This window comes from Micromonospora sp. KC606 (genome assembly GCF_004348675.1).
In the GTDB taxonomy this organism is placed as follows: domain Bacteria; phylum Actinomycetota; class Actinomycetes; order Mycobacteriales; family Micromonosporaceae; genus Micromonospora.
Window position 1 is genome coordinate 1 of record NZ_SMKN01000133.1, and the last position, 16,019, is coordinate 16,019.

Consider the following 16,019-nt stretch of genomic DNA (forward strand, 5'->3'; position numbering starts at 1 on the left):
ACCCCCCGCCCTGGCCGCCCGGTACGCGACCGTGTCGACCCGGGTCCTCGGCTACACCGCCGAGGTGGTCATCGACAACCCGGGCGGCGTCGCGGTGGATGACTGGAGCCTCGTCGTCACGCTCGCCCCGAGCGCGACGGTCGGCGGCGTCACCGGCGCGCAGTGGCGGCAGGAGGGGCAGGTCGTCACCTTCACCGGGGCGGCGGTGCCGGCTGGCGGGTCACGGTCGCTCCGCTTCGACGTCCGCGACGCCGACCTGCTGGTCAAGGCGCCGCGGAGCTGCGCCGTGGACGGTACGCCCTGCACCGGTCTGTGAGACGGCACCGCCCCGCCCGGGTCGAGCGCCGGGGGTGTCCGCGACGCGGCGCAGGCGACCGGTCACGGAAGGGGTGATCCGATCGGCTGTCACCTACGTACACGGTGGCGGGGGGACGTGAAAGGGGAGCGTATGGCGGGGTCGGAGCCGGGCCAGAGCGACCGTGCGGAGATCGGGGGCACCTCCGGACAGCAGTGGCAGCCCGAGATGGAGGTGACGGGAGAACCGCCCGTGCCGGGTCTGCTGGTGGTCGGTGATCCGCCGGCTGACCGCCGGTCCTGGCCGCGCAGCACCCGGCTGCTGGCCGCCGCCGCGGTCGTGGTCCTGGCTCTGGGCGGGCTCGCCGTCACGGCCACCCTGACCAACACCGACCGGCTCGGCATCGCCTTCTCCGGCGGCCGGCCGGTGACGCCGACCGTCGCCCGGGACGAGCCGGGCGGATCGGGGGCTGCCCAGTCGGCCGCGTCCGACCAACTGCTGACCGCGCCGGTGGACGGCCGTCGCCAGGTGACGTTCGAGCTGGTCGACGGGTTGAGCACGGTCCGGTTGCGTACCGAGGATCTCGGCGACGACCTCTACCGGATCAGCACCCCGCCCGACTCGACCGTCCGGGCCCGCCCGGAGGTGCTCGGCGATCGGGTGCGGCTGCGTGTCGCCAAGACCGGCCGCAAGGGTGAGGGCAGCGTGGACGTGGTGCTCAACGCGCGGGTGGTCTGGCGGCTGCGCCTGCTCGGCGGGGTCAGCCAGCATCTGATCGACCTGGGCTCCGCCCGGCTGGCCGGGTTGGATCTGGTCGGCGGCGCGGCCCGGATCGACCTGCGACTGCCGCAGGTTCGGGGTTCCCTGACGATCCGGATGAGCGGCGGGGTGAACCAGTTCGCCATCCGGGCCCCCGGCCGGCCCCCGGTCCGGGTCCGGGCCGCCATCGGGGCCGGGACCGTGACGGTGTACGGGGATCGGCGTGACGGGGTGGCTTCCGGCAAGGTCATCAGCTCGCCGAACTGGGACCGTGCCACCGATCGGGTCTACGTCGACCTCGTCTCGGGCGCGAACACCGTCAGGGTCACCGAGGGCTGAGCGCCGCACGGGGGCCTTGTCGACCTGGCCCCAGTGCGCGACGGCAGCGCTGGCATAGAGTCGGGCGATGGAGCGGATCGAGTCATTGCCGGCGCAGACCCGACCCGCCGGCGCGGCCCCGACCGATCCGGGCAGCGTGCTGTTGCCCGGCCACGATGTGCCGCTCGGGCGGTACACCACCGTGCGCCGGCTGCTGCCGCAGCGGCAGCGCCGAATGGTCGGGGCCTGGTGCTTCGTCGACCACTTCGGCCCCGACGACGTCGCCGACCGGCCGGGTATGGAGGTGCCGCCGCATCCGCACACCGGCCTGCAGACCGTCACCTGGCTGCTCGACGGCGAGATCGTGCACCGTGACAGCCTCGGCAACGTGCAGCCGATCCGTCCCGGCCAGCTCAACGTGATGACCTCCGGGCACGGCATCGCGCACTCCGAGCGGTCACCCGCGGCCCACCCGCCGGTGATGCACGGCGTGCAGCTCTGGGTGGCCCTGCCCGACCCGGTGCGGGCCGGCGCCGCCGACTTCGCCCATCACGCCGAGTTGCCGCGGTGGCGCGACGGGGAACTGGACGTCACCCTGCTCGTCGGTGAGCTGGTCGGGGAGGCTTCCCCGGCGGTGGTGCACACCCCGCTGCTCGGCGCGCAGCTGACCGCCCGTGGACCTGCGCGGGTCACGCTGCCGCTGCGGCCCGACTTCGAGTACGGCCTGCTGGCCCTGTCCGGCGCGGCGGAGGTCGACGGATCGGCCCTCACCCCCGGCGGGTTGCTCTACCTCGGTGTCGGGCGGGACCGGCTGGAGGTGGCCGCCGACGCGGACAGCCGGCTGATGCTGCTCGGCGGCGAGCCGTTCGACGAGCCGCTGGTCATGTGGTGGAACTTCGTGGGCCGCTCGCACGAGGAGGTGGCCGCCGCTCGGGCGGACTGGATGGCCGGTCGCCGGTTCGGGACGGTGGCCGACGACGCTGCCCCGCCGCTGGCCGCGCCGGAGATGCCGACCACCCGGCTCAAGGGCCGGGACCGCCGGGGCGGTCTGCACGGCTGACCCGCAGGCGTGCCCGCCGCCGGGGCGGGTAGTCGCCGGCATGACCAGTGTGACCACCCGTACCGAGGACCGGAAACGCCTGGTGCGCCGGCTGGCCGGCGGCGGCCGGGGTTTCGCCGAACAGTACGGCTTCCGGGTGACCAACAACCCGTCGAGCCTGTTCCAGCTGCTCTGCCTGGCGGTGCTGCTGGCCCGCCGGGGCGACTTCCGGCGGGCCCTGGACGCCGCCCACGCCCTGCCCGGCAACGGGTGGGACAGCGCCGCCCGGCTGGCCCGCTCGCGGCACGCCGACCGGGTGCGGGTGCTGCGCGAGGCGGGGCAGCGCGGGGACGTCGCGGCGTTGGCCGACGTGCTCGGCGACCTGGCCCGAACCGTCGTCGACTGCTACCGGGGCGACCTGCGCCGGTTGCGCGCCTCCGCCGGCCACGACCCGGCGCGGGAGCGGGCTCTGCTCACCGCGCTGCCGGGGGTGGACGACCAGGTGGCCGACCTGTTCCTGCGGGAGACGCAGGCGTTGTGGCGCGAGGTGGCGCCGGTCGCGGACCGGCGGGCCCTCGTCGCGGCCCGCCGGCTGGGCCTGGGACGTTCCGCCGACGACCTGGCCGAGTTGACCGGCGGCGGTGAGTCGGAGCGGCTGGCCTGGCTGGTCGGGGCGCTCGCCCGGGTCGACCTGGAACGGCGCTATGCCGAGGTGATCACGTGAGGCGCGGCCCACACTTTGCCAGAAATCAGCCGTACGGATGATGGTTTGTCGTATGGTGGTCGTGGCAGCGATGCCCGCCCGGTTCGGGCGACCATCCACTGCCCGGCGGTACGCGACCCGGTTCGGGCGTGAAGCCGCAGGGACAGGCACGGTGACGCCCCAGGTCGCGGTTCGCGACCCGGGGCGTCCGCCTGTTCCCGGCCTCGCGGGGCTGTGCTCGCTCCCACCGCAGACCATGCCCTCCCGGCGGGGCGTAGGGCGGGCGTGGTGCCGGCGGTTGCCCGCCGGCTGAGATCAGATGCCGCGCAGGTGCTGGGACACCCGCTGGTGTCGGTCCCGCGCCTGGGCCGCCCGCTGGGACGCGTCGACCTCGGGAGCGGCGTCGATCCCGGCCGAGCGGGCCACCTCGGTGCCGTTGGCGTAGTCCACCGGGGGCAGCGCCCGCAACGCCTTGAGTACCTCCGGCGGCGCGCCTGCCCGCTCGGCCTCGCGCACGACGTCGTCCTTCTCCGCCGGGTAGTCCAGGCCGGACAGGTAGTGCAGGACGTCGCTGTAACTCGCCATGGCGTGAGCTCCCTCGCCGGCTCGATTTCCGGTCACGACCGGCGGCGGTTACCCGCCCGGACGGGCCTCACGCGCCGCCCGTGCCGGGAATCTCGCGCCGATCCCGCCACCGGGGACGCCGTTTCGGCGACCGGACGACGGGTACGCGACCCCTCACGACGCCGAAGGGAGCTCGATGAACTACGACACCTTCGTCGACCAGGTGGCTCGGCGGACCCGGAGCGACTCCGAGCGGGCGGTGGCGTTGACCCGGGCCACGCTGGAGACCCTCGCCGAGCGGCTGACCGGCGGGGAGGTGCTCGACCTCGCCACTCAGCTGCCCGTGCCGTTGCGGTTGGTCCTCAGGCCGAGCCCGAGCACCGAGGCGGCCGACCGGTTCGGCGCGGCCGAGTTCGTGGCCCGGGTCGGGCGGCGGGCCGGCGTGGACGAGGCGGTGGCCCGCGACGCGGTGCGGGCGGTCTTCACCACGCTGCGCGAGGCGATCAGCGGTGGCGAGTTCGACGATGTGGTGACGCAGTTGCCGCGCGACTACCGCGGCATGGTCGAGCCGGCGCTGGCCCCCGGCGCGACCCTGCTGCGCCCGGCCTGACCCGCCGGTGGTCCGAGCCGGCATCCCGCCCTTGGCCAGGGCAAGTAGCCGGTTTGGCGGTCGGTCGCGACCTGCCCTAATCTGAACGGCACGAGGGGAGTACTTCCCACGAACCATGCCGGTCAGTACGGCGTGCTCCGGGCACGCCTCGGGTGGTTGCCCACACGAACGTGGGTGAAGGAGACCTCGAACATGGCACGGTGTTCGAGGAGGCTCCATGACGGATGTGTCGTATCTGGCCGCCGATCTCCAGTCGGTCGGCACGCCCACGCTCTGGGCGGTCACCATCGCGGGCGTGCTCGCCCTGCTGGTGCTCGACTTCGTGGTGACCCGGCGCCCGCACGAGGTGTCGATCCGAGAGGCTCTCGGCTGGTCGGCGTTCTACGTCGCGCTGCCGCTGGCCTTCGGCGGCTGGCTCTGGTCGCGGCACGGATCCCAGCAGGGCCTCGAGTACCTCACCGGGTACCTGGTCGAGAAGTCCCTCTCGGTCGACAACCTCTTCGTCTTCATGCTGCTGCTGGCGGCGTTCGCGGTGCCCACCGTGCTGGCCCAGCGGGTGCTGCTCTACGGCATCGCCGGCGCGCTGGTGCTCCGCGCGGTCTTCATCGCCCTGGGCGCGGCCGCGTTGCAGACCCTCGACTTCGCCTTCCTGCTCTTCGCCGTCATCCTGATCGCCACCGCGGTCAAGCTGCTGCGCGACGCCCTCTCCGGGCACGAGCAGGAGGTCGACATCAACAGGATGCGGTCGGTGCGGCTGCTGCGCAGGTTCATGCCGGTGGTCGACGAGTACCACGGCCCGAGGATGGTCATCCGGCACGAGGGCCGCCGGGCGCTGACCCCGATGGCCCTCGTGGTGGTCGCGGTCCTCGCCACCGACGTGGTCTTCGCGGTCGACTCGGTGCCCGCCGTCTACGGCATCACCGAGGACCCGTACCTGGTCTTCGCCACCAACGCCTTCGCGCTGCTCGGCCTGCGGGCGCTGTACTTCGTGCTGCACGCGGCGCTGAGCCGGCTGGTGCACCTCAGCTACGGTCTGGCCGTCATCCTGGCCTTCATCGGTGTCAAGCTCGGCCTGCACTGGGCTCACGGCATCTGGTCCGGGGTGCCGGAGATCCCGACGCTGGCCTCCCTCGGCGTCATCATCGGCGTCCTGGCCGTCGTCACCCTGACCAGCCTGCGGGCCACCCGCCACGCGGCCTCCGGCGAGCGCGAGGTCGTCGTCGAGCGGCACTGACGCCGCGGCCACCGCCGGCGTCCTGCTGGGGCGCCGGCGGCGGGGTACGCGGGAAAGGAAGGCCGACCCCCGCTGGCGGTGGTAGGACTGACGGGTGGGAATCGTGTCACCCGGGTTCCAGGGCCGGCGCCGCACCAGCGGGCCGGCCCTGCCGCCAGGGCAGTACCTGACCGAGGATTTCCCGGTGCTCTCGGCCGGGCCGACACCGAAGGTGCCGCTCGACGGCTGGGAGTTCGTGCTCAGCACCGAGACCGGCGCGGAGTTCCGCTGGACCTGGCCGGAACTGATCGGGCTGCCGCAGGAGGCGCCGACGGTGGACATCCACTGCGTCACCCGCTGGTCCAAGCTCGGCACCCGTTGGCAGGGGGTGTCGCTGGACACCCTGCTCGACGGCGTCGACACCACCGCCCGGTACGCACTGGTCCACTCGTACGGCGGTTACACCACCAACCTGCCGCTGGACGACCTGCGGGGCGGCCGCGCCTGGGTGGTTCACACGTACGACGGCGGTCCCCTGTCGGCCGAGCACGGCGGGCCGGCCCGGCTGCTGGTGCCGCACCTGTACTTCTGGAAGTCCGCGAAGTGGGTGCATGGTGTCCGGCTGCTCGTTGACGACCGACCCGGCTTCTGGGAGACCGCCGGCTACCACGACTACGGCGACCCGTGGCGCGAGCAGCGCTACCAGGGCGACTGAGGTGGCCGCGACCACCACCGGCGGGCCGCTTACCTGGCGGGTGGCCCGGCTCGTGGAGCGCCGGGTGGAGACGCCGACCGCGCAGACCCTCGTCCTCGACGTGCCGGGTTGGCCCGGCAGCCTGCCCGGGCAGCACGTCGACGTGCGGCTGACCGCCGAGGACGGCTACCAGGCGGCCCGGTCGTACTCGCTGGCGGGGCCGGGCGACGGCGACCGGATCGCGTTGACCGTGCAGAAGGTGCCCGACGGCGAGGTGTCGCCGTACCTGATCGACGTGTACGCCGTGGGCGACCCGGTGGAGGTGCGGGGCCCGGTCGGCGGATGGTTCGTCTGGCGGCCGGTGGAGACCGCGCCGGTGCTGCTGGTTGCCGGTGGTTCCGGGGTGGTGCCGCTGATGGCGATGATCCGCGCCCGCCGGGCCGCCGGCAGCCGGGCGCCGTTCCGGCTGCTCTACTCGGTGCGCACCCCGGCCGACGTCTTCTACGCCGACGAGCTGCGCCACCGCCTCCGCGACGACCAGGGCCTCGACGTGGCGTACGTGTACACCCGCGAGGCGCCCGAGGGCTGGCGCGGCGAACCGCACCGAATCGGCCTGGCCGACGTGAACACCCACGGCTGGCCGCCCGAGCTGGAGCCGCTCTGCTACGTCTGTGGCCCCACCGGCTTCGTGGAGACCGTGGCGGACCTGCTGGTCGGGCTGGGCCACCAGACCCGGCGGGTCCGCACCGAACGCTTCGGCCCCACCGGCTGAGGGGGCGAGGAGGCCCGATGACCGACATGTCGTACCTGGACGGCAACATGCTCGACGGCCCGTTACGCGAGGTGTTCGCCGTCGACCTCAGCGCCGCCACCGGGCGTTGCCAGTCCTGCGGGATGGTCGGCCCGATGGCCCGGCTGCGCGTCTACTCCCACGCGCCCGGCCTGGTGGGCCGTTGCCCCTCCTGCGCCGAGGTGATGCTGCGGCTGGTCCGGGCCCCCGACCGGGCCTGGCTGGATCTGCGCGGCGCCACCTTCCTGGAGGTGCCGATGCCCCTGGACCGGCCCTGGGCCGGCTGATTCACGCAGCGGGCCCACGCCGCGACCGGGGACGGGGCCGACCGCCGCCCGCGGGTGCCCCCGTCGGGGTGGTCACCCGCGGTGGTCGCCCGTGCCCCGCGTGGTCACCGGCCGGGGCCGCGCGAGCGGCGGGACTGCCCGCCGAGGCGTTCGATCCGCCCCTGCTTCTGCTCGACCCGCCGGCGCTGCCGGGGCGTGAGCTGCTTACGTCCGCTCTGCCGCAGGTAGATCGGCTGGCGCTGGTCGTTGGACATCGGCACGGTCATGGCGTGTCCCCTCCCGGGAGTCGGACGGACGGTGCGCATCCACCCTCCACGCCACCCGGGTGAAGCGACCCCACCCGGGTGTGGTGACCGGCGTGGGCGGCGCCCGGCCCCGCATGACGTTTGCCGCCCCGTTCGGGGGGAACGGCCACAGGCATGACCAAACCTCGTGTGGTGATCGTGGGGGCCGGGTTCGCCGGTTACCACGCGGCGAAGACGTTGACCCGGCTGGCTTGCGACCGGGCCGAGATCGTGTTGCTCAACTCGACCGACTACTTCCTCTACCTGCCGCTGTTGCCGGAGGTGGCCGCCGGGGTGGTGGAGCCGACCCGGATCTCGGTGCCGCTCGCCGGCACCCTGCCCGGGGTACGCGTGATCGTCGGGGAGGCCGACCAGGTCGACCTGCGCAACCGGTGGGTCGGTTTCACCCAGCCCGAGGGGGACCGGGGGCGAATCGCCTACGACCGGTTGGTGCTCTCCGTCGGCAGTGTCAACAAGCTCCTGCCGATCCCCGGCGTCACCGAGTACGCGCACGGCTTCCGTGGGCTGCCCGAAGCGGTCTACCTGCACGACCACGTGATCCGCCAGATCGAACGGGCGGAACAGGCCGAAGATCCGGCCGAGCAGCGGGCCCGGGCCACCTTCGTGGTGGTCGGCGCCGGATACACCGGCACCGAGGTGGCCGCGCACGGCCAGCTGTTCACCGACGCGTTGCACGCCCAGCGGCCACGACTCACGGTCCGGCCCCGCTGGATGCTGCTCGACGTGGCCCCACGGCCCCTGCCGGAGCTGGACCAGCGGATGTCGCAGACGGCCGACCGGGTGCTGCGTCGCCGTGGCGTGGACGTGCGGATGGGCACCTCGGTCGCTGAGGCGACCGCCGACGGGGTGAAGCTCACCGACGGTGACTACATCCCCACCTGCACCCTGGTCTGGTGCGTCGGGGTACGGCCCGACCCGTTCGTCGCCGAGCTGGGCCTGCGCACCGAGAAGGGCCGGTTGGTGACCGACGAGTACCTCAACGTCCCCGGCTTCCCCGAGGTGTACGCCTGCGGCGACGCCGCCGCCGTGCCGGACGTCACCCGCCCCGGGGAGATCTGCACGATGACCGCCCAGCACGCCCAGCGCCAGGGCAAGCTCGCCGCGCACAACATCGCCGCCTCGTACGGCCAGGGCCGGCGCAGGCCGTACAAGCACCACGACCTCGGCTGGGTGGTGGACCTCGGCGGCAGGGACGCGGCGGCGAACCCGCTCAAGGTGCCGCTGTCCGGGCTGCCCGCCAAGGCCGTGACCCGTGGCTACCACCTGCTGGCGATGCCGGGCAACCGGGCCCGGGTCGGTGCCGACTGGGTGCTCGACGCCGTGCTGACCCGCTCGGCCACCCAACTGGGACTGGTGCCGGCGCACGCCGTGCCGCTGGAGAGTTCCTCACCGGAGGTTCCCGTGCACGCCCGGTCGTAGCCGACGGACCGGGACGAGTAACCGCCGGCGCGACGTTGACGGGTTCGGCTCCGGGCCGACGACCTGGCCGGCGGCTCAGGCCAGCAGGTCGTCGTCGGTGGCCGGGCGGGCGCCGCCGACGAACGCGGCCAGCGCCGCACCGTGCAGCACCCCGCCAGGCACCGGGTCGGCGGCCACCCGGGTGGCGAGCCGGTCAACCGGCAACCGGCCCGGGCGGTGCGCGGCGGCGAGCACCACGTTGCCGTAGCGGCGCCCCCGCAGCATCCGACGGTCGGCCACCAGGCACACGTCGGCGAAGACCGCGCCGAGCGTGGCGGCCTGCACCCGGGCGAAGACCAACGGCGGCAGATCGGTGACGTTGACCAGGTAGACCCCGTCGGCTCGCAGCGTCCGGGCCACCTCGGCGGCGAACTCCCGGCTCGCCACGTGCCCCGGCATCCGGGCGCCCCGGTAGATGTCGGACAGCACCAGGTCGTACCGCCGGGACGGGGTCGCGGCCACCGCGTCCCGGGCGTCGGCCACCTCGACACGTACCTCGGGCGGCAGCGCCGGCAGCCGGCGGGCGACGAGGTCCACCACCGCCGCGTCCCGCTCCACCACCCGCTGCGCCGACCCGGGGCGGGTGGCCGCGACGTACCGGGGCAGGGTCAGCGCGCCACCGCCGAGGTGCAGCACGTCCCGGGGAATGCCGGGCGGTGCGGCCAGGTCGACCAGCGCCGCCATCCGCCGGACGTACTCGAAGTGCAGGTGGCGGGGGTCGGCGACGTCGACGTACGACTGGGCCACACCTTCGGCGAGCAGGGCGTGGCCGGTTGGTCGGGCCGGGTCGGCGACCAGCTCCAGCGGGTCGTCGGCGGGGCTGTCCATGCGCGGCAGGCTAGCCCAGACCCCGACCGCCCGGCCGGGGCCGGCGGCCGTCGTGGCCCACCGGCCCCGGCCGCTGGCCTACCCGCCGGCCATGCCGGCGCCGGCCTCCTCGATCGCGTCGTCGATCCGGTGGGCCAGATCGACGTCGGCGGCGGTCACCGCGTCGGCCCGCTGGCTGCGGACGGTCAGCACCGCGTTGTCCGGGTCGGGCCTGCCGATCTGCGGCCCTCGACCGGTGTCGGCGCGCAGCAGGTCGAGTCGGTCGAGCACCCGGTCCAGGTTGCTCGGCGGCAGCTCGATGGTCCGCACCAGCGACCGCCGGTCGCTGGACCAGTAGGGCAGGTCGTCCAGGGCGTCCCGCAGCTCCGCCTCGGTCAACGGCGCGGTGGCGCTCGACGCGCCCACCAGGCCTCCACCGACCTCGGCCGCGCCGAGCAGGTCGCGCAACCCGTCCGGCACGTCCAGCGACCCGACGAGGTCGCCGTCGTGCGCGGCGAGCGCCGCGAGGGTCGCTTCCGCCTGGTACCGGGCCTGCTCCGGGGAGCGTCCGCTGATCCGGCCCACCTCGGCCAGGAAGCCAGGCAGGTCGCGGTGCCGTTCGATGCCGTCGAATGGCACCACGTCGTGCAGCGACACCGGCACGGCCGCCAGCAGCCGGGCGCGTTCCTGTTCGCCGAGCGCCCAGGCCAGGGCGAGTACGGTGGCCTCGGCGCCGACCTTCGCGGTACGGAAGTCCACCCCGGCGCGCCGGCTCACCTCGTCAACCAGTTCGCGGTAGCCCATCGGAGTGACCTCTGGCGTGCTCTGGCCGGGATCCGGGCGGGGCCGTCCGGTTGTCACCACGGCGGTGGCCGGCGGCGCGGGTCCACCCCGTGTGGGGTCCGGCTTGTGCCGGCCGGCCGGCGGCGGACCGGACCGCTTGCCCCGGCCCAGGCTGGTGAGCTGCTTGGACGCGCTCAGCGTGCTGCCCGTCTCGCTGGGCTGCCGACCCTGCTCGCGGGCCTGGCGGGCCAGGGCCCGGCGGCGCTGGTTGTCGCCCTCCATCTGCTTGCGCATGGTCGACCTCGCTCCCTGTCGGGTTCACCGTCGCCGTTGGCGTTCCCGTCCGGCCGTGGAAGGTAACGGGTTCCATCCCGCAGCCGGGTTCACTCGCGCCGGGTGAGGGATGCTCACCCGGGCCGGACGCACGATCGGATCGACCGGAGGCCTTCCGGGCAACGCATCGACCGGAGGTCGACCGGAGGTCTTCCGGGCAACGCGGAGGGGAAGGTCGTCATGAAGAGGATCGTCGAGATCGTTCCCGCCCGTCCCGGCTGGTACGCCCGCTGGCAGATCACGCCCGAGGCCACCCGCTGCTACCCGGTGAGCCTCTGGGCGATGGTCGAGGAGTCCGACGGGTCCGCCCGCGAGGTGGTCGGCATGGACTGCGCCGGCCAGTGGCCCGGATCGGACGACAACGAGGTGGGTGGGGAGTTCGTCCGGTACCTGTTTCAGACGCCCGATTCCGGTCCGCCGGAGGACGCCGACGCACCGACCGTTTCCGCGCGGGAGAACGGCCCACGGCTGCAGCCGGTGACCGCCTAGACCCTCCTCCCGGCCCCCGACCCCTGGTCCCAGGGTCGGGGGCCACCCCGCCGGGGGTCGCTCGGGCCATTACGACCAGCAGTCGAGCCGGAGGCGGATCCGGTGAGCGGGCGGTCCGACGCCGCGCGCTCAGGCGGTCGCGGCAGGCCTGCCGGGGAGTCCCGTCCCGGAGCGCTCGACGCCCGGGGCCGCCAGCGGTCGCGCCAGCAACCCGGCGACGCCGGTCATGTCGAGGATGGTGTCCAGGAAGCGCGGGGTGGACCGCAGCCGGAGGGTGGTGCCGCACTGCTGCCCCTCCCGCCACGCGTGCACGATCACCGACAGCCCGGTGCTGTCGATGAAGAGCAGGTCGGCGAAGTCCAGCACGATGGCCGCCGGGCGTTCGCCGAGCGCCCGGTCGATCTCGGCGCGCAGTGGCCCGGCGGTGGTGAACGCGAGGTCGCCGCCGACCGAGATGACCGGCGCGTGCGGATCCGAACGGTCGACGTACACGCTCAGTGGAGTCGCCTCGGGCTTCCTCCCAGCGGACACCACGATCACCTTTCCGCAGGCTGCCGATGGGGCAGGGACTTCTCAGGATCGTAACAACCCCGGTTCCGCCCCGCTGGGGACGCGCACCGGGCCCGGGGGCCGGCGTGCCGTGGCGGTACCGGAACATCGGCGTAGGGTTGCTGCGGGGGATCGGGACACGCCGTTCCGCCAACACGGGTGCCGACACGAGGAGTGGGGCTCAGCCGGTGACTGCTGCCGACGCCAGGGGCTCGGACCCGGGCGCCGGAGGGACTCCCACGCCGAGTGCCGCGCGGGCCGCGGCGGGCTCGTCCGAGGCCGCCGGTCGGCCCGCGTCCGCGCTGCCGCCGCTGACTCCCGATCACGAGCCCGACTGGTCCCGGGTGCTCGGGCACTTCCGGGAGGGCCTGATCGTTTGCGATGCCGACGGTGTGGTGCGCCACCTCAGCCCGGTGGCCGAGCGCCTGCTGCCCGAGGTGGTCGCGGGGCGGCCGTTGGTCGCCTCCGACGTGGCGGGGCTCGGGCCGGGTGGCGCCGAGCAGTTCGCCCACCGCGGCCGTCGGCTGCGGGTGCGGCGGATCCCTCTGTCCGGTGCCCGCAGCTGCCACTACGTCGAGGACGTAACCGAGACTGTCGGTCAGGCCGACGCGCTGCTGGCCGAGCGCGCCCGCTCGGCCTTCCTCACCGTGGTCGGCGAGAAGCTCGGCAACCCGCTGCACCCCGACCGGGCCGCCGCGGCGGTGGTTCGGCTGGCCGTGCCCACCCTGGCCGAGGTCGCCGTGCTGGTGGTGGCCCCCCGCTCCGGGCGGGCCCGCTGGTGGCGGGCGAGCGGGGCCGACGGCGAGGCGCCGGCGGTGGACAGCGGGACGCTCCACGCCACCGCGCTGCCCTCGGCGATCGTCGAGGGGCTCTCCGGCGCCGAGCCGGACGCCGCTGAGCAGCTGGTCGAGCAGGCCGTGGCGGCAGGCTGGCTGGCGGGGTTGACGGCCCGCCAGGTCGCCGCCCGGGTGGTGCCGCTGCCGGGCCGGGACGGCCCCATGGCCGTGCTGTTGGTCGCGTGGCATCGATCCCGCTGGCGCGACGACGTCGAGCTGGTGCGCGCCTTCGCGCAGAGGGCCGGTGCGGCGCTGACCACGGCGGCGCTCCACCGCGACCAGGCCGAGTTCGCCGACACCCTGCAGGCGAGCCTGCTGCCGGTCGAGCCGGTCACCGTCGCGGGCGTCCAGTGGGGTACGGCGTACCGGCCGACGCGGGCCAGTCTGCGCATCGGCGGGGACTTCTACGGATCGCACCGGCTGCCGGACGGCGGCGCGGTCTTCTTCCTCGGCGACGTCTCGGGCAAGGGGGTCGAGGCGGCGGTCTTCACCGGCCAGTTACGGCAGTCCCTACAGGCGCTGCACCGGGTGGAGACGCAACCGGGCCGGCTGGTGACGCTGCTCAACGACGCGTTGCTGTCTACGACCGACCAGGCCCGCGGCCAGGGGCGGTTCGCCACCGTGGTGCTCGGCGTGGTTCGGCCCCGGCGTGCGGGGGGTCTCTGCCTGACCATGGCCGGCGGCGGCCACCTGCCGCCGCTGGTGCTGCGCGCCACCGGCGAGGTCGAGACGGTGCCGTTGAGCGGGATGCTGATCGGTGTGGTCCCCGATCCCCGCGTCGGCGAGGTGAGCGTGCATCTGGAGCCCGGCGAGACCTGCCTGCTCTACAGCGACGGGGTGACCGAGGCGCGGGGCGGCCATCGAGGTGACGAGCAGTTCGGGCAGGAGCGACTGGCCAACGCACTGACCGGTTGTCACCGGGAGCCGGCTCCGGCGCTCGCCGAGCGGATCGAGCAGGTGACCTGCGACTGGCTGGCTCACGGGGACCACGACGACATCGCCGTGCTGGCGTTGCGGGCCACCGGCCCGGCCCCACGCCCGCGGCGGCACCTGTATGCCGTGCCCGCCCTACTCGGCAGGTCCACTGTCGCGGGCCACCACGACACCCGCTGCTGATCGCGGCGGTTCCGTCGCCCGGCGGGCCATTGCTTATACTTGCTCCACTGCAAGGGTTCGCCTGTGGTGCGAGTGAGAGGGACGACATTGACGTTCACCGTCACGCACAGCCCGCGCGACGGCGGTGGGGTGCGCCTGCGGCTGGCGGGGGAGCTGGACCTGAGCACCTCGGGTGAGCTCAACGACACGATCGACCGACTGGCCGCCGAAGGCGCACGCCACCTGCTGCTCGACCTGTCCGAGCTGACCTTCTGCGATTCCACCGGCATCGCGGCGTTCGTCCGCGGGGACAACCGTGCCTCCGCAGCCGGGGGCTGGCTGCGGCTGACCGGGGCGACCGGCCGGGTGGACCGGGTGCTCCAGGTCACCGGGCTGGCCGACGTGCTCCGCTACGTTCCGGACACGATGGACCCGACAGCGCGGTCGCGGCCCTGATCGGCTAGATTCCCCGCCAGCGGGCGACCGGGCAGGTGGCTGCCCGACCGCCGACACGAGGCAGGTGGGAACCCCATGGGTCCAGGCGCTGCGAACCCCGTCCGCATCCTGGTCGTCGACGACGACCCGGGCGACGTCCTGATGATCGAGGAGGCTCTCGAGGACTCGGAGATCGAGAAGGTCATCGACGTGGTCAACGACGGCCAGGAGGCGATGGAGTTTCTTCGCCGCGAGGGGCGGCACACCGAGGCCCGGCGGCCGGACGTCATCCTGCTGGACCTGAACATGCCGCGGATGGACGGGCGGCAGGTGCTCGGCGAGGTCAAGCGGGACGAGGACCTGCGGACCATCCCGATCGTCGTGCTCACCACCTCCAACGCCGACAACGACATCGTCGGCAGCTACACGTTGCAGGCCAACGCGTACGTGACGAAGCCGATCGACCTGGACGACTTCAACGACGTGGTGCGTCGCATCGACGAGTTCTTCGGTCGGGTGGTCGTGCTGCCCAAACGGACCTGACCCACACCGACGCCAACGCTCAGTTGCTGAACATTTTTCCCGAACCCCTCCGGGGGACGTCGCCGCGCGCCAGGATCGAGCTGGGGAACAGAGGACAGCTTCCTGGGGGGGCGACAGCATGGGATTCTCCGTCGTTGACACCGGCTACGACTGCCGGCAGGTCGATTCCTGCCTCGACGAGTTGGGCGTCCGGTTGACCCGGCTGGCCGCGCGGGCCGAGGCGGCTGCCGGCGCCGGCCGGGAGTGGGACCAGATCCGGCAGGAGGCGACACTGCTGCGCGGGCTGGTCGACCTGGCCACCGGCGGCGCCCCGGCGTCTGCCTGGCGGGACGCGTCGGCCGCGGAGCGGGAGGCTGGCGAGATCCTCGCACGGGCCCGCGGCGAGCTCGAGGCGGCGCGGGAGGAGGCTCGGCAGGTACGGGAGCGGGCGTACGCCGAGGCCGTGCGGGCCCGCCGGGAGTTCGAGGCGGCGCTGCACGAACGTCGCCGCCGCGAGGCGCGGGCGGACCGGGTCCTGGCCGGCGTGCCCACGACCGTGGTGCCGGCCGACACGCCGACCGCCGCGGCGTCGGCGGGCGGGGTGCCGGCGACCCGGATCGCCACCGGAACCTCCGAGGTGTCGGTGGAGCGACCGGAGCCGGGCACCCGGGTGGCCTGAGCGTCCGGCTCAGGTCAGCGCCGCGACCACCGTACGGGCCGGACCCTCGTGCTTCGCGTACGCGCCGGGGAAGGCGGAGATCTGCACGGCCTGTGCGGCGGCGGTGACGCTCATGTCCTGCCAGCCCGGAACCCCAGCCAGGGCGGCGTAGAACGCCCGGGCGGCGTAGGCGGGGTGCATGAGTTGGGCCACCGTGCCCCAGCCGCTGCTCGGACGCTGCTGGAACAGCCCGACCGAGTCGTGGTCGGCGCCGCTGCCCTGGTGCGGGTGGTCGAAAGACTCGGGCAGCACCTCGCTGGCCAGGTTGTACAGGTTGCTCTCCTGTATGGCGGTGGCGACGGCGATCACCAGGCCCCGTTTCGGCACGCCCATGCCAACGCCCACGTCGACGATCACCTTGGCGTTGTCCATCTGTGTCTGGGTGAGACCGGCGACGGGTCGGGGCCGGGTGGGTCG

At 73.9% G+C, this 16,019-nt stretch carries 20 protein-coding genes and 1 pseudogene; 15 read left to right on the top strand and 6 right to left on the bottom strand.

Translation table 11 applies throughout. The features are described 5' to 3' along the window. From E1193_RS21710 to E1193_RS21725, 4 genes are all read left to right on the top strand, one after another. Positions 1 to 316: cellulose binding domain-containing protein (locus E1193_RS21710; RefSeq protein ID WP_207922796.1), on the top strand; the 316-nt coding region annotated here is incomplete at its 5' end. A gap of 132 nt (positions 317 to 448) precedes the next feature. Further along, positions 449 to 1,393: a hypothetical protein gene (locus E1193_RS21715; RefSeq protein WP_243707822.1), complete on the top strand. Its 945-nt coding sequence runs from the start codon at positions 449 to 451 to the stop codon at positions 1,391 to 1,393. Positions 1,394 to 1,460: 67 nt separating this feature from the next. Further along, complete coding sequence (locus tag E1193_RS21720) at positions 1,461 to 2,432, top strand: pirin family protein (protein ID WP_132185031.1); 972 nt, start codon at positions 1,461 to 1,463, stop codon at positions 2,430 to 2,432. A 49-nt stretch (positions 2,433 to 2,481) separates the two neighbouring features. Beyond that, complete coding sequence (locus E1193_RS21725) at positions 2,482 to 3,135, top strand: hypothetical protein (protein ID WP_207922798.1); 654 nt, start codon at positions 2,482 to 2,484, stop codon at positions 3,133 to 3,135. A 294-nt stretch (positions 3,136 to 3,429) separates the two neighbouring features. Here the strand turns inward: E1193_RS21725 and E1193_RS21730 are convergent, their stop codons facing one another. Beyond that, on the bottom strand, positions 3,430 to 3,699 hold the full coding sequence (locus E1193_RS21730; RefSeq protein WP_132185033.1) for a DUF2795 domain-containing protein: 270 nt from the start codon (positions 3,697 to 3,699) through the stop codon (positions 3,430 to 3,432). 175 nt (positions 3,700 to 3,874) lie between these two features. On the opposite strand from E1193_RS21730, the gene E1193_RS21735 reads away from it, so the two are divergent. The 5 genes from E1193_RS21735 to E1193_RS21755 all read left to right on the top strand — a co-directional run bounded on the left by E1193_RS21735 (position 3,875) and on the right by E1193_RS21755 (position 7,272). After that, complete coding sequence (locus E1193_RS21735; protein ID WP_132185034.1) at positions 3,875 to 4,288, top strand: DUF2267 domain-containing protein; 414 nt, start codon at positions 3,875 to 3,877, stop codon at positions 4,286 to 4,288. Between the two features lie 217 nt (positions 4,289 to 4,505). Beyond that, a complete protein-coding gene (locus tag E1193_RS21740) occupies positions 4,506 to 5,522 on the top strand; it encodes a TerC family protein (RefSeq protein ID WP_132185035.1) in 1,017 nt (338 codons plus the stop codon). 103 nt (positions 5,523 to 5,625) lie between these two features. Further along, on the top strand, positions 5,626 to 6,216 hold the full coding sequence (locus E1193_RS21745) for a sulfite oxidase-like oxidoreductase (protein WP_207922799.1): 591 nt from the start codon (positions 5,626 to 5,628) through the stop codon (positions 6,214 to 6,216). Between the two features lies 1 nt (position 6,217). After that, complete coding sequence (locus E1193_RS21750) at positions 6,218 to 6,967, top strand: ferredoxin reductase (RefSeq protein ID WP_207922797.1); 750 nt, start codon at positions 6,218 to 6,220, stop codon at positions 6,965 to 6,967. A 17-nt stretch (positions 6,968 to 6,984) separates the two neighbouring features. Beyond that, positions 6,985 to 7,272: a DUF6510 family protein gene (locus E1193_RS21755; protein WP_132185038.1), complete on the top strand. Its 288-nt coding sequence runs from the start codon at positions 6,985 to 6,987 to the stop codon at positions 7,270 to 7,272. A 104-nt stretch (positions 7,273 to 7,376) separates the two neighbouring features. Here E1193_RS21755 and E1193_RS32035 read toward each other — a convergent pair whose 3' ends face one another. After that, on the bottom strand, positions 7,377 to 7,538 hold the full coding sequence (locus tag E1193_RS32035; protein ID WP_165945798.1) for a hypothetical protein: 162 nt from the start codon (positions 7,536 to 7,538) through the stop codon (positions 7,377 to 7,379). Between the two features lie 153 nt (positions 7,539 to 7,691). Here E1193_RS32035 and E1193_RS21760 point away from each other — a divergent pair, with 153 nt between their 5' ends. Continuing rightward, on the top strand, positions 7,692 to 8,996 hold the full coding sequence (locus E1193_RS21760) for an NAD(P)/FAD-dependent oxidoreductase (RefSeq protein ID WP_132185039.1): 1,305 nt from the start codon (positions 7,692 to 7,694) through the stop codon (positions 8,994 to 8,996). 75 nt (positions 8,997 to 9,071) lie between these two features. On the opposite strand, the gene E1193_RS21765 is transcribed toward E1193_RS21760, so the two are convergent. Beyond that, entirely contained in the window at positions 9,072 to 9,863 is a 792-nt protein-coding gene (locus E1193_RS21765) for a fused MFS/spermidine synthase (protein ID WP_132185040.1), read from the bottom strand. Positions 9,864 to 9,941: 78 nt separating this feature from the next. Next, the gene (locus tag E1193_RS21770) at positions 9,942 to 10,919 is read right to left on the bottom strand and encodes a DUF2267 domain-containing protein (RefSeq protein ID WP_132185041.1); all 978 of its coding nucleotides are present in this window, start codon (positions 10,917 to 10,919) and stop codon (positions 9,942 to 9,944) included. A gap of 219 nt (positions 10,920 to 11,138) precedes the next feature. On the opposite strand from E1193_RS21770, the gene E1193_RS21775 reads away from it, so the two are divergent. Next, entirely contained in the window at positions 11,139 to 11,447 is a 309-nt protein-coding gene (locus E1193_RS21775) for a hypothetical protein (protein WP_132185042.1), read from the top strand. A 129-nt stretch (positions 11,448 to 11,576) separates the two neighbouring features. Here the strand turns inward: E1193_RS21775 and E1193_RS21780 are convergent, their stop codons facing one another. Next, entirely contained in the window at positions 11,577 to 11,978 is a 402-nt protein-coding gene (locus E1193_RS21780; RefSeq protein ID WP_243707823.1) for an STAS domain-containing protein, read from the bottom strand. Between the two features lie 206 nt (positions 11,979 to 12,184). On the opposite strand from E1193_RS21780, the gene E1193_RS21785 reads away from it, so the two are divergent. The 4 genes from E1193_RS21785 to E1193_RS21800 all read left to right on the top strand — a co-directional run bounded on the left by E1193_RS21785 (position 12,185) and on the right by E1193_RS21800 (position 15,563). Continuing rightward, positions 12,185 to 13,948 (top strand): PP2C family protein-serine/threonine phosphatase, encoded by a 1,764-nt coding sequence (locus E1193_RS21785; RefSeq protein ID WP_132185044.1) that lies wholly within the window; start codon positions 12,185 to 12,187, stop codon positions 13,946 to 13,948. Positions 13,949 to 14,035: 87 nt separating this feature from the next. Further along, positions 14,036 to 14,383: an STAS domain-containing protein gene (locus E1193_RS21790; RefSeq protein WP_132185045.1), complete on the top strand. Its 348-nt coding sequence runs from the start codon at positions 14,036 to 14,038 to the stop codon at positions 14,381 to 14,383. 75 nt (positions 14,384 to 14,458) lie between these two features. After that, entirely contained in the window at positions 14,459 to 14,905 is a 447-nt protein-coding gene (locus E1193_RS21795) for a response regulator (protein ID WP_132185046.1), read from the top strand. A 118-nt stretch (positions 14,906 to 15,023) separates the two neighbouring features. Next, positions 15,024 to 15,563 carry an ATPase gene (locus tag E1193_RS21800; RefSeq protein WP_132185047.1) on the top strand — a complete coding sequence of 180 codons (540 nt, stop codon included), beginning with the start codon at positions 15,024 to 15,026 and terminating at the stop codon, positions 15,561 to 15,563. A gap of 9 nt (positions 15,564 to 15,572) precedes the next feature. Here the strand turns inward: E1193_RS21800 and E1193_RS21805 are convergent. Then, positions 15,573 to 16,019 (bottom strand): annotated as a pseudogene (locus E1193_RS21805) (hypothetical protein); the annotation flags it as partial.

Bases quoted from the DNA above. Each gene is read 5' to 3' on its own strand.
- E1193_RS21715 (WP_243707822.1), top strand. From the start codon at position 449: ATGGCGGGGTCGGAGCCGGGCCAGAGCGACCGTGCGGAGATCGGGGGC.
- E1193_RS21720 (WP_132185031.1), top strand. From the start codon at position 1,461: ATGGAGCGGATCGAGTCATTGCCGGCGCAGACCCGACCCGCCGGCGCG.
- E1193_RS21730 (WP_132185033.1), bottom strand. From the start codon at position 3,699: ATGGCGAGTTACAGCGACGTCCTGCACTACCTGTCCGGCCTGGACTAC.
- E1193_RS21735 (WP_132185034.1), top strand. From the start codon at position 3,875: ATGAACTACGACACCTTCGTCGACCAGGTGGCTCGGCGGACCCGGAGC.
- E1193_RS21740 (WP_132185035.1), top strand. From the start codon at position 4,506: ATGACGGATGTGTCGTATCTGGCCGCCGATCTCCAGTCGGTCGGCACG.
- E1193_RS21755 (WP_132185038.1), top strand. From the start codon at position 6,985: ATGACCGACATGTCGTACCTGGACGGCAACATGCTCGACGGCCCGTTA.
- E1193_RS32035 (WP_165945798.1), bottom strand. From the start codon at position 7,538: ATGACCGTGCCGATGTCCAACGACCAGCGCCAGCCGATCTACCTGCGG.
- E1193_RS21760 (WP_132185039.1), top strand. From the start codon at position 7,692: ATGACCAAACCTCGTGTGGTGATCGTGGGGGCCGGGTTCGCCGGTTAC.
- E1193_RS21765 (WP_132185040.1), bottom strand. From the start codon at position 9,863: ATGGACAGCCCCGCCGACGACCCGCTGGAGCTGGTCGCCGACCCGGCC.
- E1193_RS21770 (WP_132185041.1), bottom strand. From the start codon at position 10,919: ATGCGCAAGCAGATGGAGGGCGACAACCAGCGCCGCCGGGCCCTGGCC.
- E1193_RS21775 (WP_132185042.1), top strand. From the start codon at position 11,139: ATGAAGAGGATCGTCGAGATCGTTCCCGCCCGTCCCGGCTGGTACGCC.
- E1193_RS21795 (WP_132185046.1), top strand. From the start codon at position 14,459: ATGGGTCCAGGCGCTGCGAACCCCGTCCGCATCCTGGTCGTCGACGAC.
- E1193_RS21800 (WP_132185047.1), top strand. From the start codon at position 15,024: ATGGGATTCTCCGTCGTTGACACCGGCTACGACTGCCGGCAGGTCGAT.